Source organism: Thioclava atlantica (assembly GCF_000737065.1).
Classification (GTDB): domain Bacteria; phylum Pseudomonadota; class Alphaproteobacteria; order Rhodobacterales; family Rhodobacteraceae; genus Thioclava; species Thioclava atlantica.
The window spans coordinates 68,767-88,092 of the sequence record NZ_AQRC01000003.1; the positions used below are offsets into that span (position 1 = coordinate 68,767).

The window sequence follows — 19,326 nt, forward strand, 5'->3', positions numbered from 1 at the left end:
CCCTCTGCTCGTTATCGCTTACGGCTTGAGCGCGCCGCTAGCTTCCAGTTTCTTGGCCTTCTCGGCGTCATACCACCAGAAATCCAGTTCTCCCAGCGAATAGGGCGGCAGGGTTTTCGGGTGGTCGTACTGATCCCAGTAAGCGACGGTGTAGGTCGGCTTGTACCATTGCGGCACCCAGAAACGCAGCGCCCGCAGCGCGCGGTCGAGCGCATGGACGCGCGGCACCAGCTCCTCATGGGTGCTGGCATGCTCGACCAGCGAGATCAGCTTGTCGATCGCCGGGTTCTTCAACCCCATCGCATTGAACACGTCATCGGTGTTCTTCGAGCCGAAATACTGCTGAAGATCGGCGCCCGGGATGTAGTCCTGCCCCAGATGGGTGGTGATCATGTCGAAGTCGTGGCTGCGGCGGCGGTTCTCGAACTCGCTGTCATCGACGCGGTCCATCCGCGCGTCGATCCCGAGCGCCTGCAGGTTCTGGACATAGGGATTGATCACGCGGTCGAAGGTCTGGCTGTCATTGAGGATCGAGACGCTCAGAACCTCGCCTTTCGCGTTGCGGCGTTTCCCGTCATCCCCGACCTTCCAGCCCGCCTCTTCAAGCAGCTTGGCCGCCTTGCGCATGTTCTTGCGATCGAGCTGACGCTTGCCCGAGACCGGCTGGATCACCGCCTCGTCGGTCAGGATGCCCTCCGGCAGGTCCTTGGCGAGCGGTTCGAGGATCTTGACCTCTTCGGGCGTGGGCTTGCCCTTGGCCTGAAGCTCGGAATTCTCCCAGACGCTCTCGACCCGGTCATAGAGCCCGTAGAACAGGGTCTCGTTCGACCATTCGAAGTTGAACATCAGGTCGAGCGCCTCGCGCACCCGGACATCGTCGAATTTGGGCCGGCGAAGGTTGATCACGAAGGCCTGCCCCGAGGCGATATTGCCGTTCGGAAGCTCCGCTTTCTGGATCTCTCCGGTCTGCATCGCGGGGAAATCGTAGCCGGTGGCCCAGATGATCGAGCTGGCTTCGTTGCGGAAGGTGTAGGTGCCGGATTTGAACCCCTCGAAAGCCGACTGGTAATCGCCGAAATACTCGATGCGGATCTTGTCGAAATTCGACCGCCCCTTGTTGATCGGCAGGTCCTTTCCCCAATAGTCGGGATTGCGCTTCCAGGTGATCGAGCGGTTGTTCTTCACGCTGTCGAACATGTAGGGGCCCGAGCCGATGAAAGGCTCGTCCGAGGTCTGCGACAGGTCGATCTTGTCTTTCTCGAACTGGGCCTTCGAAAACACCGGCAGAGTCGCTACCGACTGGATCAGGTCGCGGCGCGGATAGTCCGGCAGGAAGGTGAACTTCACATGGGTCGGGTCGATCACCTCGGCCGATTTCACCTGCTGAGAGATCACCGCGCGGAACGAGCTGAGCCCCTTGTCGCGCAGCTGCTCGTAGGAGAACACGACATCTTCGGCGGTCAGCGGCGTGCCGTCGGAGAATTTGATGCCGTCACGCAGGGTGAAGATCACCCAATCCTTCGACTTCGGATATTCGAGGCTCTTGCACAGCAGGCAGTAGAGCTCGCCCACCGTGTCGGCCGTCCCCTCCATCAGCGATTCCAGCGGCGCGGAAGCAAGCGCCGCGGCGCGCCCCTGGATCGAATAGGGATTGTAGTTGTCGAACCCGCCCGGCGCCCATTCCGAGATCTCGCCCCCCTTGGGCGCATCGGGATTGACGTAATCGAGATGCGGGAAATCCGCCGGGTACTTGAGCGAGCCGAGCGTGGCGATGCCGTAGGAGGTAATGGTGTCACCGCTCTGGTCCTGCGCATGGGCCCCGAGCGCAAGCGTGGTCCAGACGATGCCGCCCAGAAGCAGCGCTCCGAACCCGCGCATCCCGCCCTGCATCCAGCCGGTTCCGGCATCCCCGCTCATCACGCGCATTTCCCGCATACTCGGCTACTCCCTGCTCAAAGACCTCCGGCCGCGTCCACCCAAGCTAAAAGCCAAGGGCGTAACGGGGCAAGTTACGAATCTGTAAGGGTGCGGGCCGGAATGTGAAAGGGCCGCTCCTCACGAGCGGCCCTTTGAGCGAGTTCCGGCGTATCGCCTTAATTCGAGTGTTCCTGAAGATAGGCGATGACGTCGTTGCGGTCCTCGGCCTTCTTGAGGCCCGCGAAGGACATCTTGTTGCCCGGGATGTAGTCTTTCGGATTGGTCAGCCACTCGTTGAGCGCCTCGAGCGTCCAGGTGCCGCCATGCGACTTGAGCGCATCCGAGTAGTTGAACCCGTCGACGGCGGCCACTTCGCGATCCACCACACCGTCGAGATGCGGGCCGACGCCGTTCTTGCCTTCGAGACTGTGGCAGGCCTTGCACTTGCCGAAGATCTTCTCGCCCTTCGCCGGATCCCCGTCGCCAAGCGCGATCTGGGTCTCTTCCTCCGCAGCCGCGGCGTCGCCACCGGTGTCGTCCTTGGCCAGCAGATCACCCGGCGCGGCGGACATCATCGGCTTGTCGGACTGTGCCACCTCGTGATCGCCGCCCGAGGAATCCTCGGCCTCGCCGACATGGTAGAGCCCGCTGGAAGCCCAGGACGTGAGAAGGAAAAGCAAGAACGCACCCAAAAGCGCGCCCGCTGCCTTGGTGAAGGTCATGGTGTTGAACATGTCTCGTCCCTGATATGCGTCGTCCTCCCGCGCATCTATCCGCAGAGGCCTTTTCAGATCAAGGGAACTTTACCGGATGTGATCCGATTTCGGAACGCAATTGCGGGAATGACGCCGCGTGAGGCCGATCGGGAGGGCCCTCTTTTCTTTGCCGCGAGGGCAGGCTAGGCAGTCGATACGGCATCGAAAGCGGAGGGACGGGTGATGGGCGGACACAGCGAGGGACAGCGCACGGGCCGGATCGCCTTTCAGGGCGAACCGGGCGCCTATTCGCATCAGGCCTGCCGCGACGCCCGCCCGGGGCTCGAGGCGATCCCCTGCCGGACATTCGAGGACGTGATCGACACGGTGAAGCGCGGCGAGGCGGATCTCGCGATGCTTCCGGTCGAGAATTCGACCTATGGCCGGGTCGCCGACATCCATTACCTGCTGCCCTCCTCCGGGCTGCATATCGTCGACGAGGCCTTCGTTCGGGTGCATATCAACCTGCTCGCGGTGCCCGGCGCCCAGCTTTCCGACATCAAGCAGGCCATGAGCCACACCGTGCTCCTGGGCCAGTGCCGCGCGTTCCTCACCGAGCATGGCATTCACCGCATCACCGGCGCGGATACGGCAGGCTCGGCGCAGATCGTCGCGGAGAAGGGCGACAAGTCGGTCGCCGCACTCGCCTCGGAACTCGCCGGCGAGATCTATGGCCTCGAGGTGCTCGCCCGCCATATCGAGGATCATTCGCGCAACACCACGCGCTTCCTGATCATGGCGCGCGAGCCCGACCTGACGCGCCGCGGCGACAAGATGATGACCACCTTCGTCTTCCGCGTGCGCAACATCCCCGCCGCGCTCTACAAGGCAATGGGCGGGTTCGCGACCAACGGCGTGAACATGACCAAGCTCGAAAGCTACATGGTGGGCGGCAATTTCACCGCGACCCAGTTCTATGCCGATGTCGAGGGTCACCCCGACGACCCCGCGCTCGCGCGCGCGCTCGAAGAGCTCGACTATTTCACCGACTATCTCGAGATCCTCGGGGTCTACCCGGCCGATCCGCGTCGCGACGGCTGAGCGCGTCAGGCCCCGCGCGCGCGTCGCTCGGCCTGAAGCTCGATATCTTCCGCGAATTGCTGGACCCGCTCCTGGAAGCGGCGTTCGAGATTGCCCTTGCCGAGCTTGGCGGACTGGATCATCAGTCGCGCCCCGAGCGAGCGCGGCCGCACATCGAGCCCGATCTGAAGCCGCGTCCGGGTCTTCGAAAGCTCGGTGAGGACGAATTCGAGCCCCGCCTCGAAACTGTTCGACACACCCGCGTATTCGAGAAACTCCGGCTCCTCGTAGCGGCGGATATCGGTGAGCACCTGTCGCTGCTTGCCGCGAAACCGGAAGCCCACCTCCCAGGACATGCCGGCGCCCGGAACCGAAAGCGCGTCGAGCCGCCTGAGCGTGACCCCGCGCCGCATCGCGTCGCGTTCGAAGGACCCGAAATCGGCCAGACGCTCGAAGACGAAGTCCTGCGGAGCGGCGATGTCGGTGCGGGTCGAGAGCTTCATTCCAATGTCCTTGGGCGGGGGCGGTACTTGAGGGGGCGACGCTGTGCGCCGCAAAGTGGCGTCAATCGAGCCGGTCCGCAAGCCACTCGCGCATCAGCCAGCCCGCGATCGCACCCGTCCGCGGCGGGCTGATCTCGGGATCGCGCCCGGCCATCACGCGCACCAGCCGCTCGCGGGAGATCCAGCGCGCATCCGCGATCTCCACCGGGTCGATGGTGATCTCGGTCGTGGTGGCGATGCCGTGACAGCCCAGCATCAGCGACGCCGGAAAGGGCCAGGGCTGCGAGGCGATGAAGCGCACCGGTCCGACCCGCACCCCCGCCTCCTCAAAGACCTCACGGCGCACCGCGGCCTCGAGCGTCTCTCCCGGCTCCATGAAACCGGCCAGCGCGGAATACATCGTCTCGGGCCAGTGCGGCCCGCGTCCCAGAAGAAGTTCGTTGCCGCGGGTGATCAGCATGATCACGACCGGATCGGTACGCGGGAAATGGCGCCGTTCGCAGGCCGGGCAACGCCGCTGCCACCCCGCCTCCTCAGGGTCGCTCTTCACCCCGCAGGCTGCGCAGAAACCATGCGTCCGGTGCCATTCGAGCATCGCCCGCGCCGTCGCGGCGATCTCGGCCTCGAGCGGGGTCAGAACCGCGAGCCGCCCGCGCAGTTCAGCGAAGACGACGCCGTGGGGCAGGCCCGGATGGTGCTGTTCGCTCGGATCGAAGAAGGCCGCGCCGCTGGGACGGTCTCCGTCGGGTTCGAGCGCCGAGACATCCCGCGCGAAGACCGGCCGCCCCTGTGCGCAGCCAAGGAACAGTTCCAGCCCCTCGGCCTCGTCCAGCAGCGGATGATCATGGGGCAGGAGATGCAGCGCGCCGCCCTCGAAGAGCGGCCGTCCGCGCCACAGAGCGAGCACGTGCGTATCCTTCCGGCGCCGCAGCGTCGCGACCCTCTCGGGGTCGGCGCGCAGATGCGCCGCACGCTCCAGCAGGCCCGAGCGTTCGGCAAAGGCGAGACCGCTCGGGTCTGTCCGTCCCCAACCCCAGGCATCGGGCGCAACCTCCGGGATCGGCGTCCGGCGGGAAAGATCGGTCATGCGAACACCTCCATTCGGCAATTGCTTCGCATGGGGCAGACGGGGAAACCAGAGCCCAAACGTGAAATTGACAGCGCAGGGGCGCCCGCCCTGCCCGCGCGACGCATATATTTTCTAGGTAAATAAGCGTTTCTACTTTAAGTTGACGAGCAGGGAGCAATAAAGACCGGGTCCCGGTCGCCACGGATCGCGCAGGAAAAGCGCGGCGAAGGGAAGGGAATGGGATATTTGCCTGACCGGCTGGGGGCCGGGCAACATATCGAGCTTGAACCGACGCAGGTCACCCTTGCCCTGCGCCTCATCGAGACGACCGATCTTCACGGGCAGGTCCGAAGCTACGACTACTTCAACGACCGGCCCGCGCCCTGCACGGGGCTCGCAGCCCTCGCCCCCGAGATCGCGCGCGCCCGCGACGAAGCCTCCAACTCGCTCCTCTTCGATTGCGGCGATTTCCTGCAAGGCACGCCGATGACCCAGATCTGGGGTGAGGCCGAGCCGCATGTGGAGGGCATCGCGAACCCGATGATCGCGGTGATGAATGCGGTCGGATACGATGCGGCCGCGCTCGGAAATCATGAATTCGACTTCGGAACGGCGCGCCTCGAACAGGCCCGGAACGAGGCGCGCTTTCCTTTTCTGGGCGCCAATCTCGCGGCGCGCGGAGGGTCCGAGGGGAACTTGCCGAAGGGGATCGCACCTTGGGTGCTGCTCGAGCGGGACATGACAGATGATGCGGGCCGCACTCACCGGCTGCGCATCGCGGTGATCGGCTTTCTGCCGCCGCCGATCCCGCCGCTGCCGCAGATGCCCCCGAACGCCGGGCTTCACACCACCTGCCTGCTCGACGCCGCAAGTGACCATATGCCCGATATCCGTCGTGCGATGCCCGATCTGGTGATCGCGCTCGCGCATACGGGGATCGCACCGATCCTCGGGCAGGACATCTCTCATGCCTCGCAACCCGCGCGCCTTGGCCCGCAGGGCCTCGCCCAGATAGACGGGATCGACGTGATCCTCTTCGGGCATGACCATCGCACCTTTCCCGCCCCGCAGCAGACGGGAGACGGCGGGATCGATCCGCATGCGAGCACCCTGCATGGCAAACCCGCGATCAATGCGGGAACGGGAGGAACGCATATCGGGGTTCTCGACCTCTCGCTGGAAAAGCGCGACGGCCGCTGGTCGATCCGGAACCACGCCGCGAACCTGCGGCAGGCCGGAGATGTCCGGGATTGCGAATGCCCCGCGATCCTCGAACTGAGCGCCGATGCCCATACGCGTACGCTTACCCATATCCGCCGGGAGATCGGGGTGAGCCTGCATCCGCTGCACAGCTATTTCGCGACGCTCGGTCCCGACCCGACATTGGCGCTGATCGCGCGGGCCAAATTGCGCCACGCCCGAGACTGCCTGGTGGACCGGCCGGAACGGCACCTGCCGATGATCGCGGCGGTTTCGGCCTTCAAGGCGGGGGGCTTGGGCGGGCCCGGGAACTATGTCGACATTCCGGCCGGGAAATTGCGCGCGAACCATCTCGATGACCTCTACCTCTACAACAATGCGATCGGGGCGGTTGAGATCTCGGGCACGGAGTTGCGCGACTGGCTCGAACTGGCCGCCTCGGTTTTTCAGCGCCAGCTCCCCGGCGGAACGGGCGCAAAACTTCTGGATCCGACCTTCGCCAGCTACCAGTTCGACGTCTTCCCGGGCCTCACCTACGAGATCGACCTGTCTGCCCCGGCCCGCTACGACTCGACGGGCAGGCTGATGGCGTCCGGGACGGGCAGGATCCGGGATCTCCACCACGCGGGACGCAAGATCGCCGACGAGGAACGGTTTGTCGTCCTGAGCAGCGATTTCCGGCTCGCGGGCGGGGGCGGTTTCCGACCGAGAGGACGCCCGGTTTCCCTGACCAGAGAACCGGCACCTATCCGCGATCTTCTTCTGGCCGAGATCCAGCGCCCGCACGCCGATCCCGCACCCGCTGCGCGTCCGGTCTGGCGCTTCGCGCCGATACCCGGCGCCCGCGTGATCTGCCAGACGGGTCCGGGGGCGGTCTCTCATCTGTCCGACTTGCGGCGCGCGGGGATGTCGGTGACGCCGCTTCCGCTCGACGACGAGGGGTTCCTGCCACTCGAAATCGCGCTGTGAGCGGGCACGCCTGATCGCTCAGACGGCGCGGGCCTTCGCCTCGGCCCTCGGATAGAGCCGCGCCATCGTGATCCCGCGCGTCGCGTTGAGCACCATCAGCCCCGCCCAGAGCCCGTGATTGCCGAAGGCCGGGATCAGAAGCGACAGAGCCGCTGCGTAGATCGCGACCGAGACCAGCATCGCATTGCGCATCTCGCGCGTCAGCGTGGCGCCGATGAAGATCCCGTCGAGCATCCAGCTCGCGATGCCGATCAACGGGGCCGCCGCGATCCAGGGCAGATAGGCGCGCGCCTCGACGCGCACCTCGGGTGCGGTGGTCATCACGTCGATGATCGACGGCCCCGCGAAGAAGAATGCGGCTCCCAGCAAGACGGCCCCTAAGACGCCCCATTGCGACGACACGACCGCCGCGCGGCGCAGGCGCCCGACCGCCCGCGCGCCCACCGCCTGACCGACGAGGCTTTCGGCCGAGAAGGCGAACCCGTCGAGCGCGAAGGCCGTGATCTGCAGGAACTGCACCAGCACCTGATTGGCCGCGAGCGTCACATCGCCCTGCCCCGCACCGAGGAACAGGAAGGCGGTGAAACTTGCCTGCAGCAGGACCGAGCGGATCATGATGTCGGTATTCACCCGCGCCATCGTCACGAGCTTGAGCCGGTCGAAGATCGCCCGCGCCCGCCACAAGCCCCCCAGAAAGGCCCCGCGCGCCAACCAGAGCGCGAGCGTCACGCCGCCGATCTCGGAGATCAAGGTCGCCGCGGCCACGCCCTTCACGCCCCAGCCGAGGCCGAGCACGAACCACAGATCGAGCAGCACGTTGAGCCCGTTCATCGTGACCTGCAGCGCCAGAACCCCGCGGGTGCGCTCGAGCGCGATCAGCCAGCCGGTGAAGGCATAGAGCGAGATCGTCAACGGCGCACCCCAGATCCGGATCTGGAGGTAATCGCGCGCGAGCGACTCGACCTCGGCGCTCGCGGGGGCGATCTTGAAGGCAGCCCAGAAAAGCGGGATCTGCAAGGCGATCAGTGACAGCCCGGCGATCCCCGCCACGATCAGCGCGCGCAGAAGCCCCGCCGAGACCTCGCCGGTATCGCCCGTGCCATGCGCCTGCGAAACAAGTCCCGTGGTGCCCATCCTGAGGAAGCCGAAGACCCAGTAGATCGAGGACAGGATCACCGCACCGATCCCGACCGCGCCGATCGGGGCGGGCAGGCCAAGCTGGCCCACCACCCCGGTATCGACAGCGCCGAGGATCGGGATCGTGGCGTTGGAGAGAACGATCGGGCCCGCGATCTTCAACACGCGGGCATGGGTGATCTCAGCCATTCTCACCCGAGACATCGCGCGCAGGCATCAGGAAATGCCCCGTCGCCTGGGCGAACAGACGGGAACGGTTGTCCTGCCAGGCCTCGACATGCACGGAGGCATAGCGCCGCCCCGAACGGTTCACCCGCGCCCGCGCATAGGCGTCGCGCGGCAGGCCCGAGCGCAGGTAATCGACGGTGAAATCAATGGTCTTTGGCAGCCGCGGCATATGCTTCGGATCGAGCGTCGCCGGGTCGATCCGGCCGGCCTCGATATCTTCCCAGAGATAGGACCAGCTCAGTTCGATGATCGCGGTGACTTCGAGGAAGGCCGCCGTCACGCCGCCGTGCAGCGCGGGCAGCATCGGGTTGCCGATCAGTTTGTTCTCGAAGGGCAGGATAGCGGTGAGTTCGTCGCCGCGCCGGTCGAAATGGATGCCGAGGAACTGCGCATAGGGCACGCCCTCGACGAGCATCTTGAGCGCACCATCGCGGCGTTGCTTAACGGCCTGGACGGGTTCGGGCTTGCCACGGTTCATTTGCGCACCTCCCGGCGATCCACGGTGAAGGCGCCGGTGGCGGCAGCGACCGGCAGCCCCTCTTCCTCGTCATGGGCGGTGGCGCGCACGAAGGCGACCGAACGGGTGACATGGTAGCATTCCGCGCGCGCGGTGATCCGCTGGCCCGGCTTGGCGGGGCGCATGTAGTCGATACGCAGATCGAGGGTGGCGGTTACGCTTCCCGCCTCCGGATGGCTCATCACCGCCGCCCCCGCGCAGGTATCCATCAGCGCCGAGACCGCGCCGCCATGAATGACGCCGGTGCGCGGATCGCCGATGAAGCGGGGATCATAGGGCATCGAGAGGGTGGCTGTGCCGGGGCCGATCGCGTCGAGCTCCATCGAGAGCGCCCGCGCATGGGGGATCGCCTCGATGAACTGGCGAGCCTGCTTGAGGAGGTGGTCGTCGGAGACGCTCATGAAATTGTCCACTGGTTCGGGTCGAGGTGACTATCGACGAGGGGACGGACGGGTTCAAGGGGAGACGCTGGGTCGTTCCCGCCCGGATGATCGAGAACCCCCTCGGGTCGCTCGATGATACGGGCATCGGCCGCGCGCTGCGCCTCAGCGTTTCGCGGCGAAGAACGCCTTCAGCAACGCCTCGGCCTCCGCCGCCCCGATCCCGTCATAGACCTCGGGCACATGATGGCTCTGCGGATGGGTGAAGACCCTTGGCCCATGCGCGACGCCGCCCGATTTCGGGTCCGCCGCCCCGTAATAGAGCCGCGCGATCCGGGCCTGGGAGATCGCCGAGGCGCACATCGGGCAGGGTTCGAGCGTGACATAGAGATCATGCCCCGGCAGGCGCTCCGAGCCGAGCGCCTTGCAGGCCGCGCGCATCGCGAGGATCTCGGCATGCGCGGTCGGGTCGGCAAGCTCGCGGGTGCGGTTGCCCGCCCGCGCCACGACCTCGCCCATGGGCGACACGACCACCGCGCCGACGGGGACCTCGCCGCGCGCCGCCGCCGCCCGCGCCTCGTCGAGCGCCTGTTGCATGAAGGACCGGAATACCATGCCTCTACATCGCTTGCCGACGCGTTCTTATCAAGACGCTTCCCAAGCGGGTGCGAAAGGTGTAGAGCGCGGCCTTCGCGCCCGAGCGACTCCGGCGCCCCCTCCCCCAGAAGGAACCGACAGATGACCGACACCCCCGCCCCGAAACCCGTCCAGACCGAACGCGTCGCCAAGGTGATCGCGCGCTCCGGCGTGGCCTCGCGCCGCGACGCCGAGAAGATGATCTTTGCAGGCAAGGTCGCCGTGAACGGCAAGCAGATCGACACGCCAGCGCGCGACGTGGCGCCCGGCGACAAGATCACCATCGACGGCAAGCCGATCGACGCCCCGCAGGAAACCCGGCTCTGGCTCTATTACAAGCCGCTCGGGCTGGTGACGACCGAGAAGGACGAACTGGGCCGCCGCACGATCTTCGACGAGATGCCCGAGGGGATGCCGCGAGTGCTCAACATCGGCCGGCTCGACCTCAATTCCGAAGGGCTGCTGCTGCTGACCAATGATGGCGGGCTCAAGCGCCGGCTGGAACTGCCCGAGACCGGCTGGCTGCGCAAATACCGCGTTCGCGTGAACGGCCGCCCGACCGAGGCCACCTTCGACCCGCTGCGCCGGGGCATCACCATCGAGGGCGAGGAATTCCTGCCGATGGAGGTCACACTCGACCGACAGCAGGGCGCGAATGCCTGGCTGACCGTGGGGATCCGCGAGGGTCGCAACCGCGAGATCCGCCGCGCGATGACCGAGATCGGCCTGCAGGTGAACCGCCTGATCCGCATCAGCTACGGCCCGTTCCGGCTGATGGACATGAATCCGGGCGACGTGATGGAGGTGAAGCGCCGGATGCTGCGCGACCAGCTCGGCGGGCTTCTCGAGGAGGCGCCCCAGCAGGGCGAGCCCGAGCGCCATGACCGCAAGCCCCGTCGCGACGGCGACGCGCGCCCCGAGCGGGGACCGCGTGGCGAGAAGCCGCGTTTCGGCAAGCGCGAGGACGGCCCGCGCGAGGACCGGCCGCGCAAGCCGCGCGCGGGTGGGGTCAAATCGCATCGCGACGAAGGCGACAAGCCGCGTTTCAACCGGGATCGTGACGACCGCGGCCGGGACGACAAGCCGCGCTTCAATCGTGACCGGGATGACCGGGGCCGCGAAGACAAGCCGCGCTTTGACAAGAAGCGCGACGACCGTCCGCAGGGCGACCGCCCCCGTTTCAGCCGCGACCGCGACGATCGCGATCAGGGCGGCAAGCCGCGCTTCGCCAAACCGCGCACGGATGGACCGCGCGACGGCGCTCCGCGCAAGCCGCGCTCCGGCGGGTTCAAATCGAACCGCGACGGCGACGACAAGCCGCGCTTCTCGCGTGATCGCGACGACCGCCCGCAGGGGGACAAGCCGCGTTTCCGCAAGGATCGGGACGACCGTCCGCAAGGCGACCGCCCCCGTTTCAACCGCGACCGCGACGACCGCGATCAAGGCGACAAGCCCCGCTTCGGCAAGCCGCGGGGCGACCGTCCCGAAGGTGATCGGCCGCGCTCGGAAGGGTTCCGCTCGCGCGGGGACAAGCCGGGTGGCAAGCCGCGCGCCGAGGGTTTCAAGTCGCATGGCGGAAAGCCGGGCGGGAAACCGCGCGCGGGCGGGTTCAAGTCGCATCGCGACGGAGACGACAAGCGCGGCGGACGCGGACCGGGCAACGGGCCGAAAGGCGCACCGCGCGGCAAACCGCGCGGCTGACCGGCCAGGACATATCCGTCGAGGGGAAAATTCCACGCGAATTCCCTCGGCGGGTTTACGCGAATTTCACAGCCCACCTCTGGCGCAACTCCGCCGCTCTTCCTATAAATTCAGGTATGGTGCGAAAAATCCCGCGCCGGGCGGAGGCTCGCGATGTCGCGTAATGCGCAAAAGACGATCGCTTTCTGGTTGATGATCGCGCTGACGCTGTCGGTCGCGCTCACGGGGAGCGTCTGATGGCCCAGCGATATGGCGGCAAGTACAGCCCCGAGGGCGGTTCGACCAAACCTGACCTCAATGATGCGCTCTCGGTCCCGCCGCATCGGCGTCCCGGCGCGCGCCATCCCCACGAGGGACGACCGTTCTGGATCGTGGCCGCGGCCCTTCCCTTCCTTCTTGCCGCCTTCGGCAACGGCCCCGTTACACTCGCACGCGCGCTCGGGGCGTTCGCGCTGATCGCGGGCGCGGCCTGGACGATCCGCGAGGGCCTGCGCGCCGAGTTCGCCTATGCCGCCCGCGCCGCGTCCCGGCGGCCGGCCTTTCCGCGCAAGATCGCAGGCTCGGCGGTGTACGGGCTCGGTCTCGCGCTCGGGGCGCAGGCCCCGGAACTCGGCCTCTTCGGGGCGGCGGCCATCGGGCTCGTCGGTGCGGTGATCTCGCTCGTGGCCTTCGGGCTCGATCCGCTCGAGGACAAGGGCATGGAAGGCATCGACCGGTTCCAGCAGGATCGCGTCGCCCGGGTGGTGAAGGAAGGCGAGGCCTATCTCGCGCAGATGCGCAGTGCCATCGCCCCGTCGGGCGAGCGCGCGCTGGTCTCGCGCGTCGATGCTTTCGCGACGACCGCGCGCGATCTCTTCCGCGCGGTCGAGGAGGACCCGGGCGATCTCGCTCAGGCGCGGCGCTACATGACCGTCTATCTCGAGGGCGCGCGCGACGCGACGATCAAGTTCGCCGATCTTTGGCGCACCACCCGCGATCAGAAGGCGCGCACGGATTACGAGGCCCTGCTTGCCGATCTCGAGGCGAATTTCACCGCCCGCACGAAGAAGATGCTCGAGGACGGGCGCGAAGGGCTCGAGATCGAGATCGAGGTCCTGCGCGACCGGCTTGCGCGCGAGGGCGTTGCACCGCGCGCCGCTCGCGAGTGATAGTGGAAGAAACAAGGGCCACGCGCCCGGATGAGCCCAAGGGAGGCCAGCGATGACCGAGACGACCCGCCAGAAGGCGACCGAGCTGATGACCGAGGTGGAAGGGCTGACCGGGGCGCTCTTGCCGGAACCGGGCCCGGCCGAGGCGGTGACGCCGCTCGATCAGGCCCCGCCGGAGACGGCCGAACAGATCCGCGCGCGCATGGCCGAGCTCGATCTAGGCGATACCGGCTCGATCGTGCAATTCGGCTCGCGGGCACAGACCGACCTGCAGGCGATCAGCCAGGAGATGCTCTCGGGGGTGAAGAACAAGGATGTCGGCCCGGCCGGCGACAGCCTGCGCCAGATCGTGACCACGATCCGGGGCTTCGCGGTGAGCGAGCTCGACGTGCGCCGCAAGCGCAGCTGGTGGGAGAAGCTTCTGGGCCGCGCCGCGCCCTTCGCCAATTTCGTCGCCCGCTTCGAGGAGGTCCAGGGCCAGATCGACCGCGTGACCGACGAGCTTTTGAGCCACGAGCACAAGCTGATGAAGGACATCAAGTCGCTCGACATGCTCTATGACAAGACGCTGGATTTCTATGACGAGCTCGCGCTCTATATCGCGGCGGGCACCGAGAAGCTGCGCGAGATCGACGAGACCGACATCCCCGCGCTCGAGAAGGCCGTCGCAGACGCTCCCGAAGACGAGAAGGTGCTCAAGGCCCAGGCCCTGCGCGACCTGCGCGCGGCACGCGACGATCTGGAACGCCGCGTGCATGACCTGAAGCTGACCCGGCAGGTGACGATGCAGTCCCTGCCCTCGATCCGGCTGGTGCAGGAAAACGACAAGAGCCTTGTCACCAAGATCAACTCGACGCTGGTGAACACCGTCCCGCTCTGGGAGACCCAGCTTGCGCAGGCGGTGACGATCCAGCGCTCGCGCGAGGCGGCCGGCGCGGTGCGCGAGGCGAATGATCTGACCAACGAGCTGCTGCGCTCCAACGCCAAGAACCTGCGCGAGGCCAATGCCGAGATCCGCACCGAGATGGAGCGCGGGGTCTTCGATATCGAGGCGGTGAAGGCGGCCAATGCGGATCTGATCGCGACGATCGAGGACAGCCTGCGCATCGCCGACGAGGGCAAGCGCAAGCGCGCCGACGCCGAAAAGGATCTGGTCGAGATGGAACACAAGCTGCGCGACACGCTCGCTGCGGCGAAATCCTCCGCTCAGGCGGGTGGAGCTGCCGGATGATGCAGATGCGGGCCTTGCGCTGGTTGGCGGGAATCGCGGGGTGCCTCGCGCTGTCGGGCTGCATCACGAGCTTCGGCACCTCACCGAACGCGCCGCGCAAGGCGCCGCGGCCGCTCCAGCCCCCGGCGGAATTCGAACGCGGACCGGTCGTGCCTCAAAGCGCTCTCTCGCGCGAGATGCAGTCCTATTACACGAAGACCGCGACCGAGATGGAAGCCCGCGGCCAGCTGCGCACCGACGTCGCCCCGCGCGATGCGCCCTTCACGACCCGGCAGCTGGTAGAGGATTTCGTCAAGATCGCGCTTTACGACGAGTACACGCCCCGCGGCGGCGGGTTCATTGCGCGCCAGACCCCGTCGCGGCTGCGCCGCTGGGAAAAGCCGGTGCGGATGGATATCGCCTTCGGCCCCTCGATCCCGCGCGCCGACCGGATCTCGGACCGCGCCGAGGTGACCGCCTATGCCAGCAAGCTCGCGCGCGCCTCGAAACACCCGGTCAGCGTCGTGCATGCGCATGGCAATTTCCACGTGCTCTTCCTCAACGAGGACGAGCGCCGCGATATCGGCCCGCGCCTGCGCGAGTTGGTGCCGGGGATCGACAATGCCAGCGTCGATGCGATCACCGATCTGCCGCTCTCGACCTATTGCGTCGTCTTCGCCTTCTCGGAGGGTGACAGCCCGATCTACACCGAGGCGGTTGCGGTGATCCGTGGCGAGCACCCGCCGGAACTGCGCACGAGCTGCATCCACGAGGAGCTCGCGCAGGGGCTGGGGCTTGCCAACGACTCGCCGCGCGCGCGGCCCTCGATCTTCAATGACGACGAGGAATTCTCGCTGCTCACCCATCACGACGAGCTGCTGCTGCGCATGCTCTACGACCCGCGCCTGCGCCCCGGCATGACCGAGGCCGAGGCGCGCCCGATCGTCGAAAAGATCGCCGCCGAACTGATGGGCGGCGAGAGCTGAAACAGCGGAAAGGAACCGCAACATGGGCATTCTCGATTTCCTCTCGGGCGAGTTCATCGACGTCATCGGCTGGACCGACGACACGCGCGACACGATGGTCTGGCGGTTCGAGCGCGAGGGCCATGCGATCAAGTATGGCGCCAAGCTGACGGTGCGCGAGGGTCAGGCGGCGATCTTCGTCCATGAGGGGCAGCTCGCCGATATCTTCGGCCCCGGCCTCTACATGCTCGAGACCAACAACCTGCCGATCCTGACCACGCTCCAGCACTGGGATCACGGGTTCCGCTCGCCCTTCCAGTCCGAGATCTACTTCGTCAACACGACCCGGTTCAACGACCTGAAATGGGGCACGAAGAACCCGGTCATCGCGCGCGATCCCGAATTCGGCCCGGTGCGCATCCGCGCCTTCGGCACCTATTCGATGCGCGTCACCGATCCGGGCAAGTTCCTGACCGAGATCGTCGGCACCGATGGCGAATTCACCTCCGACGAGATCAGCTACCAGCTGCGCAACGTGATCGTGCAGGAATTCTCGCGCGCAATTGCGGGCTCGGGCATCCCGGTGCTCGACATGGCCGCGAACACCGCCGATCTGGGCAAGCTCGTGAGCAAGGCGATCGCGCCGACGATCGGCAATTACGGGCTGGAACTGCCGGAATTCTACATCGAGAACGTCTCGCTGCCCGAGGCGGTCGAAGCCGTACTCGACAAGCGCACCTCGATGGGCATCGTGGGCGATCTGGGCAAGTACATGCAGTTCAACGCCGCCGAGGCGATGGGCCAGCCGGGCTCCGGCGCGGGTGCCGGGATGGGCGCTGCCATGGGCGCCGGGATGGGTGCGGGCGTGGGCATGGCGATGGGCAACCAGATGGGCTGGGCCGGCCCCTGGGGGCAGCCCCCCACCCAGCCGGCAGCCGCCGCCCCGCCTCCCCCGCCCCCGCCGGTCGAGAAGGTCTGGCATCTGGCCGTGAACGGGCAGACGCAGGGGCCCTATGGTCGCGGCCATCTGGGCCGGATGGTCTCGGAGGGCACGCTTACCCGGGACAGCCTCGTCTGGACGCCCGGTCAGGACGGCTGGAAGCGCGCCGAGGACGTGACCGAACTCGCGCAGCTTTTCACCATCGCCCCGCCTCCGCCACCACCGCCCGCGGGCTGAGACCATGATGCAGATCCCGAAAGTGGGCCGCTCGTCCGGGAGCGGCCCCGCCGATCCACGCGGCGAGAGCCACTATCAATGCGAAAGCTGCGGCGCGGATCTGCGCTTCGCGCCGGGTCAGACCCGGCTCGTCTGCGACCATTGCGGCCATGTGCAGGACATTCCCGCCGCCACCGGGCGCGGCATGGCGCGACTGCGGGAAATCCCGCTCGCGCAAACGCTCGCCAAGGGCCTGCCCGAGCCGGAGATGGAAGAGCTCCGGACGCTCTCCTGCCCGAATTGCGGCGCGACGATCGAATTGCACAATGGCGAGCACGCCACCGAATGTCCCTTCTGCGCCACGCCCGTGGTGACCGATACCGGCACGCGGCGTCTCATCAAGCCGCAGGGCGTGCTGCCCTTCCAGCTGACCGAAGATCAGGCCCGGGCGGCGCTGTCGAAATGGCTCGGGAGCCTGTGGTTCGCGCCCAACGGCCTCACCAGATACGCCCGCAAGGGACGGAGGATGAGCGGCATCTACGCGCCGTTCTGGACCTTCGATGCCGCAACCCGCACGCGCTATACCGGCCAGAGGGGCGACGCCTATTATGAATCGCGCACCGTCCAGACCGACAAGGGCCCGCGCACCCAGCAGGTCCGGCGGATCCGCTGGACGCCGGTGGCCGGACAGGTCGCGCGCGATTTCGACGATGTCGTGATCTATGCCGCGCGCTCGCTGCCGCCGGGTTACGTGCAGGCGTTGCAGCCCTGGGATCTGAGCGCACTCGAACCCTATCGGCGCGACTATCTGGCAGGCTTCTCCGCCGAGGGCTACACGGTCGAGCTGCACGAGGGCCATCATGCGGCGCAGGCCGAGATGATCCGCGTGATCCAGACCGATATCCGGCGCGATATCGGCGGGGACGAGCAGCAGATTGCCTCGATGGATCCGCGTTTCTCGGACGAGACCTTCAAGCATATCCTGCTGCCGGTCTGGACCGCCGCCTATCGGTTCCGGGACCGATCCTACCGGTTCGTGGTCAACGCCCAGACCGGCCGTGTGCAGGGCGATCGGCCCTGGTCGGCCTGGAAGATCGCCTTCGCGCTGCTTCTGGCCGTCATCGTGATCGGGGCCATCGCCTATTTCCAGTCGCGGTGACGGGTGTCGGGCGCCAGCGCGCGCTCAGCAACGCGCGGCCAGATCCTCGAAGTCGAAGGCGATCCCTTGCGGCGCGAGCCACTCGGCGAAGCGGGCCACCTTCTCGTCGAGCGAGCAGGTCTTGCTCTGCTTGGCCATCTCGATCTCATAGGCGGCGCGCAGGTCCATCTGGCGTTCCGCACTCAGGTCTTTCCAGCGGATCATGTCGTCTCCTTGCATTCTTGCGGACGGTTCCCGATATCTTTTGCAACGTGAATGCAACGGAGGGGTGACATGGCCCAATCCTATCGTGTGACCTGCCTCGACTGCGGGCAGGCGAACCGGGTGCCTGCCGACAAGCTCAGCGCGGGGCCCAAATGCGGAACCTGCGGCGGCAAGCTCGTCTCGGGCAAAGTGGCCGAGGTCGATTTCGCCACCCTCGCCAAGGCCGAGAAGGACGACCTGCCGCTGCTGGTGGATTTCTGGGCGCCCTGGTGCGGCCCCTGTCGCGCGATGGCGCCGCAATTCCAGCAGGCCGCGGGCCAGCTGAGCCCGCATGTGCGGCTCGCCAAGATCAACACGCAGGTGAACCCGACCGCGACGCAGCGCTACAGGATCCAGGGGATCCCCGCCTTCATCCTGTTCCGCAAGGGCCGCGAGGTCGCGCGTGCCGCGGGCGCCCGCCCTGCCGCCGAACTGGTGTCCTTCGTGAAAACGCATCTCCCCGTGGCTGCGTAAAAATTTTCGTGCCGCGAGGGGCGGGCCGCTTGACAAAGCCCGTCCCTTGCGCGAAATACCCGGCCACGGTGAGGGGCTGTAGCTCAGATGGGAGAGCGCGTCGTTCGCAATGACGAGGTCAGGGGTTCGATCCCCCTCAGCTCCACCAAACCGTCCCTTGAAGGCGCCCGCTCAGGGCGCTTTTTCATTTCCCTGCCCTGACAGTGACTTACCCACAGAAACGGTCCCCCGCGAGACAGCCTGTGGACAGACTATCCCCAGATTTCGGGGGTGAGGGGTACCTTATCCACCAGAAATTGCTTTACAGAATCCCATAGCGCCTACACGATATCTAGTAGGGAACGGCATGACTGACGCCGATCCTTGTTAAGCCGCCGAACCCTAGGGGAGCTGCACTCCAGGGCTGCAAACAGGCAGGGGGATACGAGCATGGCGCTGAGCGAAGACTATCTGTACGCCGAGGACGTCCATCCGATCGACATCGTCGAGACGCTGGCCGAGGCCCATGAATGGGAATTCGACCGGGTCACCGACGACCAGATCGCGATGGCGGTCGAGGGTCAGTGGCGAACCTACTCGATCACGCTGGCCTGGTCGCAGATGGACGAGACCCTGCGGTTGATCTGCACCTTCGAGATGGATCCGCCCCCGCGCCGCGAGGGTGCTCTCTACGAGCTCCTGAACCGGATCAACGATCGCGTCTGGACCGGCGCCTTCACCTTCTGGCCCGAACAGAGGCTGATGGTGTGGCGGCACGGTCTGGTGCTCTCGGGCGGGCAGATGCCGGGGCCCGAGCAGATCGACCGGCTGATCGGCGCCGCGGTCGTCGCCTCCGAGCGGTTCTACCCGGCCTTCCAGCTCGCGACCTGGGGCGAACGCGATCCCGAAGATGCGATGCAGGTGGCCATTGCGGAGGCTTATGGCCGCGCCTAATCTGCC

At 66.6% G+C, this 19,326-nt stretch carries 19 protein-coding genes and 1 tRNA gene; 11 read left to right on the forward strand and 9 right to left on the reverse strand.

All coding sequences use genetic code 11. The annotated features are described in order from the left end of the window. Positions 1-18: 18 nt before the first annotated feature. Both DW2_RS04575 and DW2_RS04580 read right to left on the reverse strand, forming a co-directional pair. Positions 19-1,917 carry an extracellular solute-binding protein gene (locus tag DW2_RS04575; protein ID WP_202900090.1) on the reverse strand — a complete coding sequence of 633 codons (1,899 nt, stop codon included), beginning with the start codon at positions 1,915-1,917 and terminating at the stop codon, positions 19-21. A gap of 176 nt (positions 1,918-2,093) precedes the next feature. Next, entirely contained in the window at positions 2,094-2,651 is a 558-nt protein-coding gene (locus DW2_RS04580) for a c-type cytochrome (protein WP_038144154.1), read from the reverse strand. Positions 2,652-2,855: 204 nt separating this feature from the next. Between DW2_RS04580 and DW2_RS04585 the strand changes: the two genes are divergently transcribed. After that, on the forward strand, positions 2,856-3,713 hold the full coding sequence (locus DW2_RS04585; RefSeq protein ID WP_038144156.1) for a prephenate dehydratase: 858 nt from the start codon (positions 2,856-2,858) through the stop codon (positions 3,711-3,713). A 5-nt stretch (positions 3,714-3,718) separates the two neighbouring features. Here the strand turns inward: DW2_RS04585 and DW2_RS04590 are convergent, their stop codons facing one another. Beyond that, positions 3,719-4,195, reverse strand: a complete 477-nt coding sequence (locus DW2_RS04590) for an SRPBCC family protein (protein ID WP_038144158.1) — start codon at positions 4,193-4,195, stop codon at positions 3,719-3,721. A 61-nt stretch (positions 4,196-4,256) separates the two neighbouring features. Then, positions 4,257-5,282 carry an NAD(+) diphosphatase gene (gene nudC / locus DW2_RS04595; protein WP_081874855.1) on the reverse strand — a complete coding sequence of 342 codons (1,026 nt, stop codon included), beginning with the start codon at positions 5,280-5,282 and terminating at the stop codon, positions 4,257-4,259. Positions 5,283-5,501: 219 nt separating this feature from the next. Between nudC and DW2_RS04600 the strand changes: the two genes are divergently transcribed. Then, positions 5,502-7,433 carry a 5'-nucleotidase C-terminal domain-containing protein gene (locus tag DW2_RS04600; protein ID WP_051855420.1) on the forward strand — a complete coding sequence of 644 codons (1,932 nt, stop codon included), beginning with the start codon at positions 5,502-5,504 and terminating at the stop codon, positions 7,431-7,433. Positions 7,434-7,451: 18 nt separating this feature from the next. Here the strand turns inward: DW2_RS04600 and DW2_RS04605 are convergent, their stop codons facing one another. The 4 genes from DW2_RS04605 to DW2_RS04620 all read right to left on the reverse strand — a co-directional run bounded on the left by DW2_RS04605 (position 7,452) and on the right by DW2_RS04620 (position 10,310). Then, complete coding sequence (locus DW2_RS04605; protein ID WP_081874856.1) at positions 7,452-8,759, reverse strand: MATE family efflux transporter; 1,308 nt, start codon at positions 8,757-8,759, stop codon at positions 7,452-7,454. Beyond that, positions 8,752-9,276, reverse strand: coding sequence for a PaaI family thioesterase (locus DW2_RS04610; RefSeq protein ID WP_038144162.1), 525 nt, complete (start codon positions 9,274-9,276; stop codon positions 8,752-8,754). The genes DW2_RS04605 and DW2_RS04610 overlap by 8 nt, the downstream gene beginning before the upstream one ends. After that, positions 9,273-9,716, reverse strand: coding sequence for a PaaI family thioesterase (locus DW2_RS04615; RefSeq protein WP_038144164.1), 444 nt, complete (start codon positions 9,714-9,716; stop codon positions 9,273-9,275). The genes DW2_RS04610 and DW2_RS04615 overlap by 4 nt, the downstream gene beginning before the upstream one ends. Before the next feature lie 144 nt (positions 9,717-9,860). After that, positions 9,861-10,310, reverse strand: a complete 450-nt coding sequence (locus DW2_RS04620; RefSeq protein WP_038144479.1) for a nucleoside deaminase — start codon at positions 10,308-10,310, stop codon at positions 9,861-9,863. A 123-nt stretch (positions 10,311-10,433) separates the two neighbouring features. On the opposite strand from DW2_RS04620, the gene DW2_RS04625 reads away from it, so the two are divergent. From DW2_RS04625 to DW2_RS04650, 6 genes are all read left to right on the forward strand, one after another. Then, positions 10,434-12,032, forward strand: a complete 1,599-nt coding sequence (locus DW2_RS04625; RefSeq protein WP_051855423.1) for a pseudouridine synthase — start codon at positions 10,434-10,436, stop codon at positions 12,030-12,032. A 236-nt stretch (positions 12,033-12,268) separates the two neighbouring features. After that, entirely contained in the window at positions 12,269-13,180 is a 912-nt protein-coding gene (locus DW2_RS04630) for a 5-bromo-4-chloroindolyl phosphate hydrolysis family protein (RefSeq protein ID WP_038144166.1), read from the forward strand. Between the two features lie 52 nt (positions 13,181-13,232). Then, on the forward strand, positions 13,233-14,411 hold the full coding sequence (locus tag DW2_RS04635; RefSeq protein WP_038144168.1) for a toxic anion resistance protein: 1,179 nt from the start codon (positions 13,233-13,235) through the stop codon (positions 14,409-14,411). Next, complete coding sequence (locus DW2_RS04640) at positions 14,408-15,376, forward strand: DUF2927 domain-containing protein (RefSeq protein WP_081874857.1); 969 nt, start codon at positions 14,408-14,410, stop codon at positions 15,374-15,376. Before DW2_RS04635 ends, DW2_RS04640 begins: the two co-directional genes overlap by 4 nt. A 22-nt stretch (positions 15,377-15,398) precedes the next feature. Further along, positions 15,399-16,532 carry an SPFH domain-containing protein gene (locus tag DW2_RS04645; RefSeq protein WP_038144169.1) on the forward strand — a complete coding sequence of 378 codons (1,134 nt, stop codon included), beginning with the start codon at positions 15,399-15,401 and terminating at the stop codon, positions 16,530-16,532. Positions 16,533-16,536: 4 nt separating this feature from the next. Then, complete coding sequence (locus DW2_RS04650) at positions 16,537-17,670, forward strand: TFIIB-type zinc ribbon-containing protein (RefSeq protein WP_081874858.1); 1,134 nt, start codon at positions 16,537-16,539, stop codon at positions 17,668-17,670. A gap of 24 nt (positions 17,671-17,694) precedes the next feature. On the opposite strand, the gene DW2_RS04655 is transcribed toward DW2_RS04650, so the two are convergent. After that, positions 17,695-17,874 (reverse strand): hypothetical protein, encoded by a 180-nt coding sequence (locus DW2_RS04655; protein WP_038144172.1) that lies wholly within the window; start codon positions 17,872-17,874, stop codon positions 17,695-17,697. A 69-nt stretch (positions 17,875-17,943) separates the two neighbouring features. On the opposite strand from DW2_RS04655, the gene trxC reads away from it, so the two are divergent. The 3 genes from trxC to DW2_RS04670 all read left to right on the forward strand — a co-directional run bounded on the left by trxC (position 17,944) and on the right by DW2_RS04670 (position 19,320). Beyond that, on the forward strand, positions 17,944-18,387 hold the full coding sequence (gene trxC, locus DW2_RS04660) for a thioredoxin TrxC (RefSeq protein ID WP_038144174.1): 444 nt from the start codon (positions 17,944-17,946) through the stop codon (positions 18,385-18,387). A gap of 72 nt (positions 18,388-18,459) precedes the next feature. Further along, positions 18,460-18,535: transfer RNA gene (locus DW2_RS04665), tRNA-Ala, on the forward strand. A 281-nt stretch (positions 18,536-18,816) separates the two neighbouring features. Further along, on the forward strand, positions 18,817-19,320 hold the full coding sequence (locus tag DW2_RS04670) for a type III secretion system chaperone family protein (protein ID WP_038144175.1): 504 nt from the start codon (positions 18,817-18,819) through the stop codon (positions 19,318-19,320). Positions 19,321-19,326: the final 6 nt, after the last annotated feature.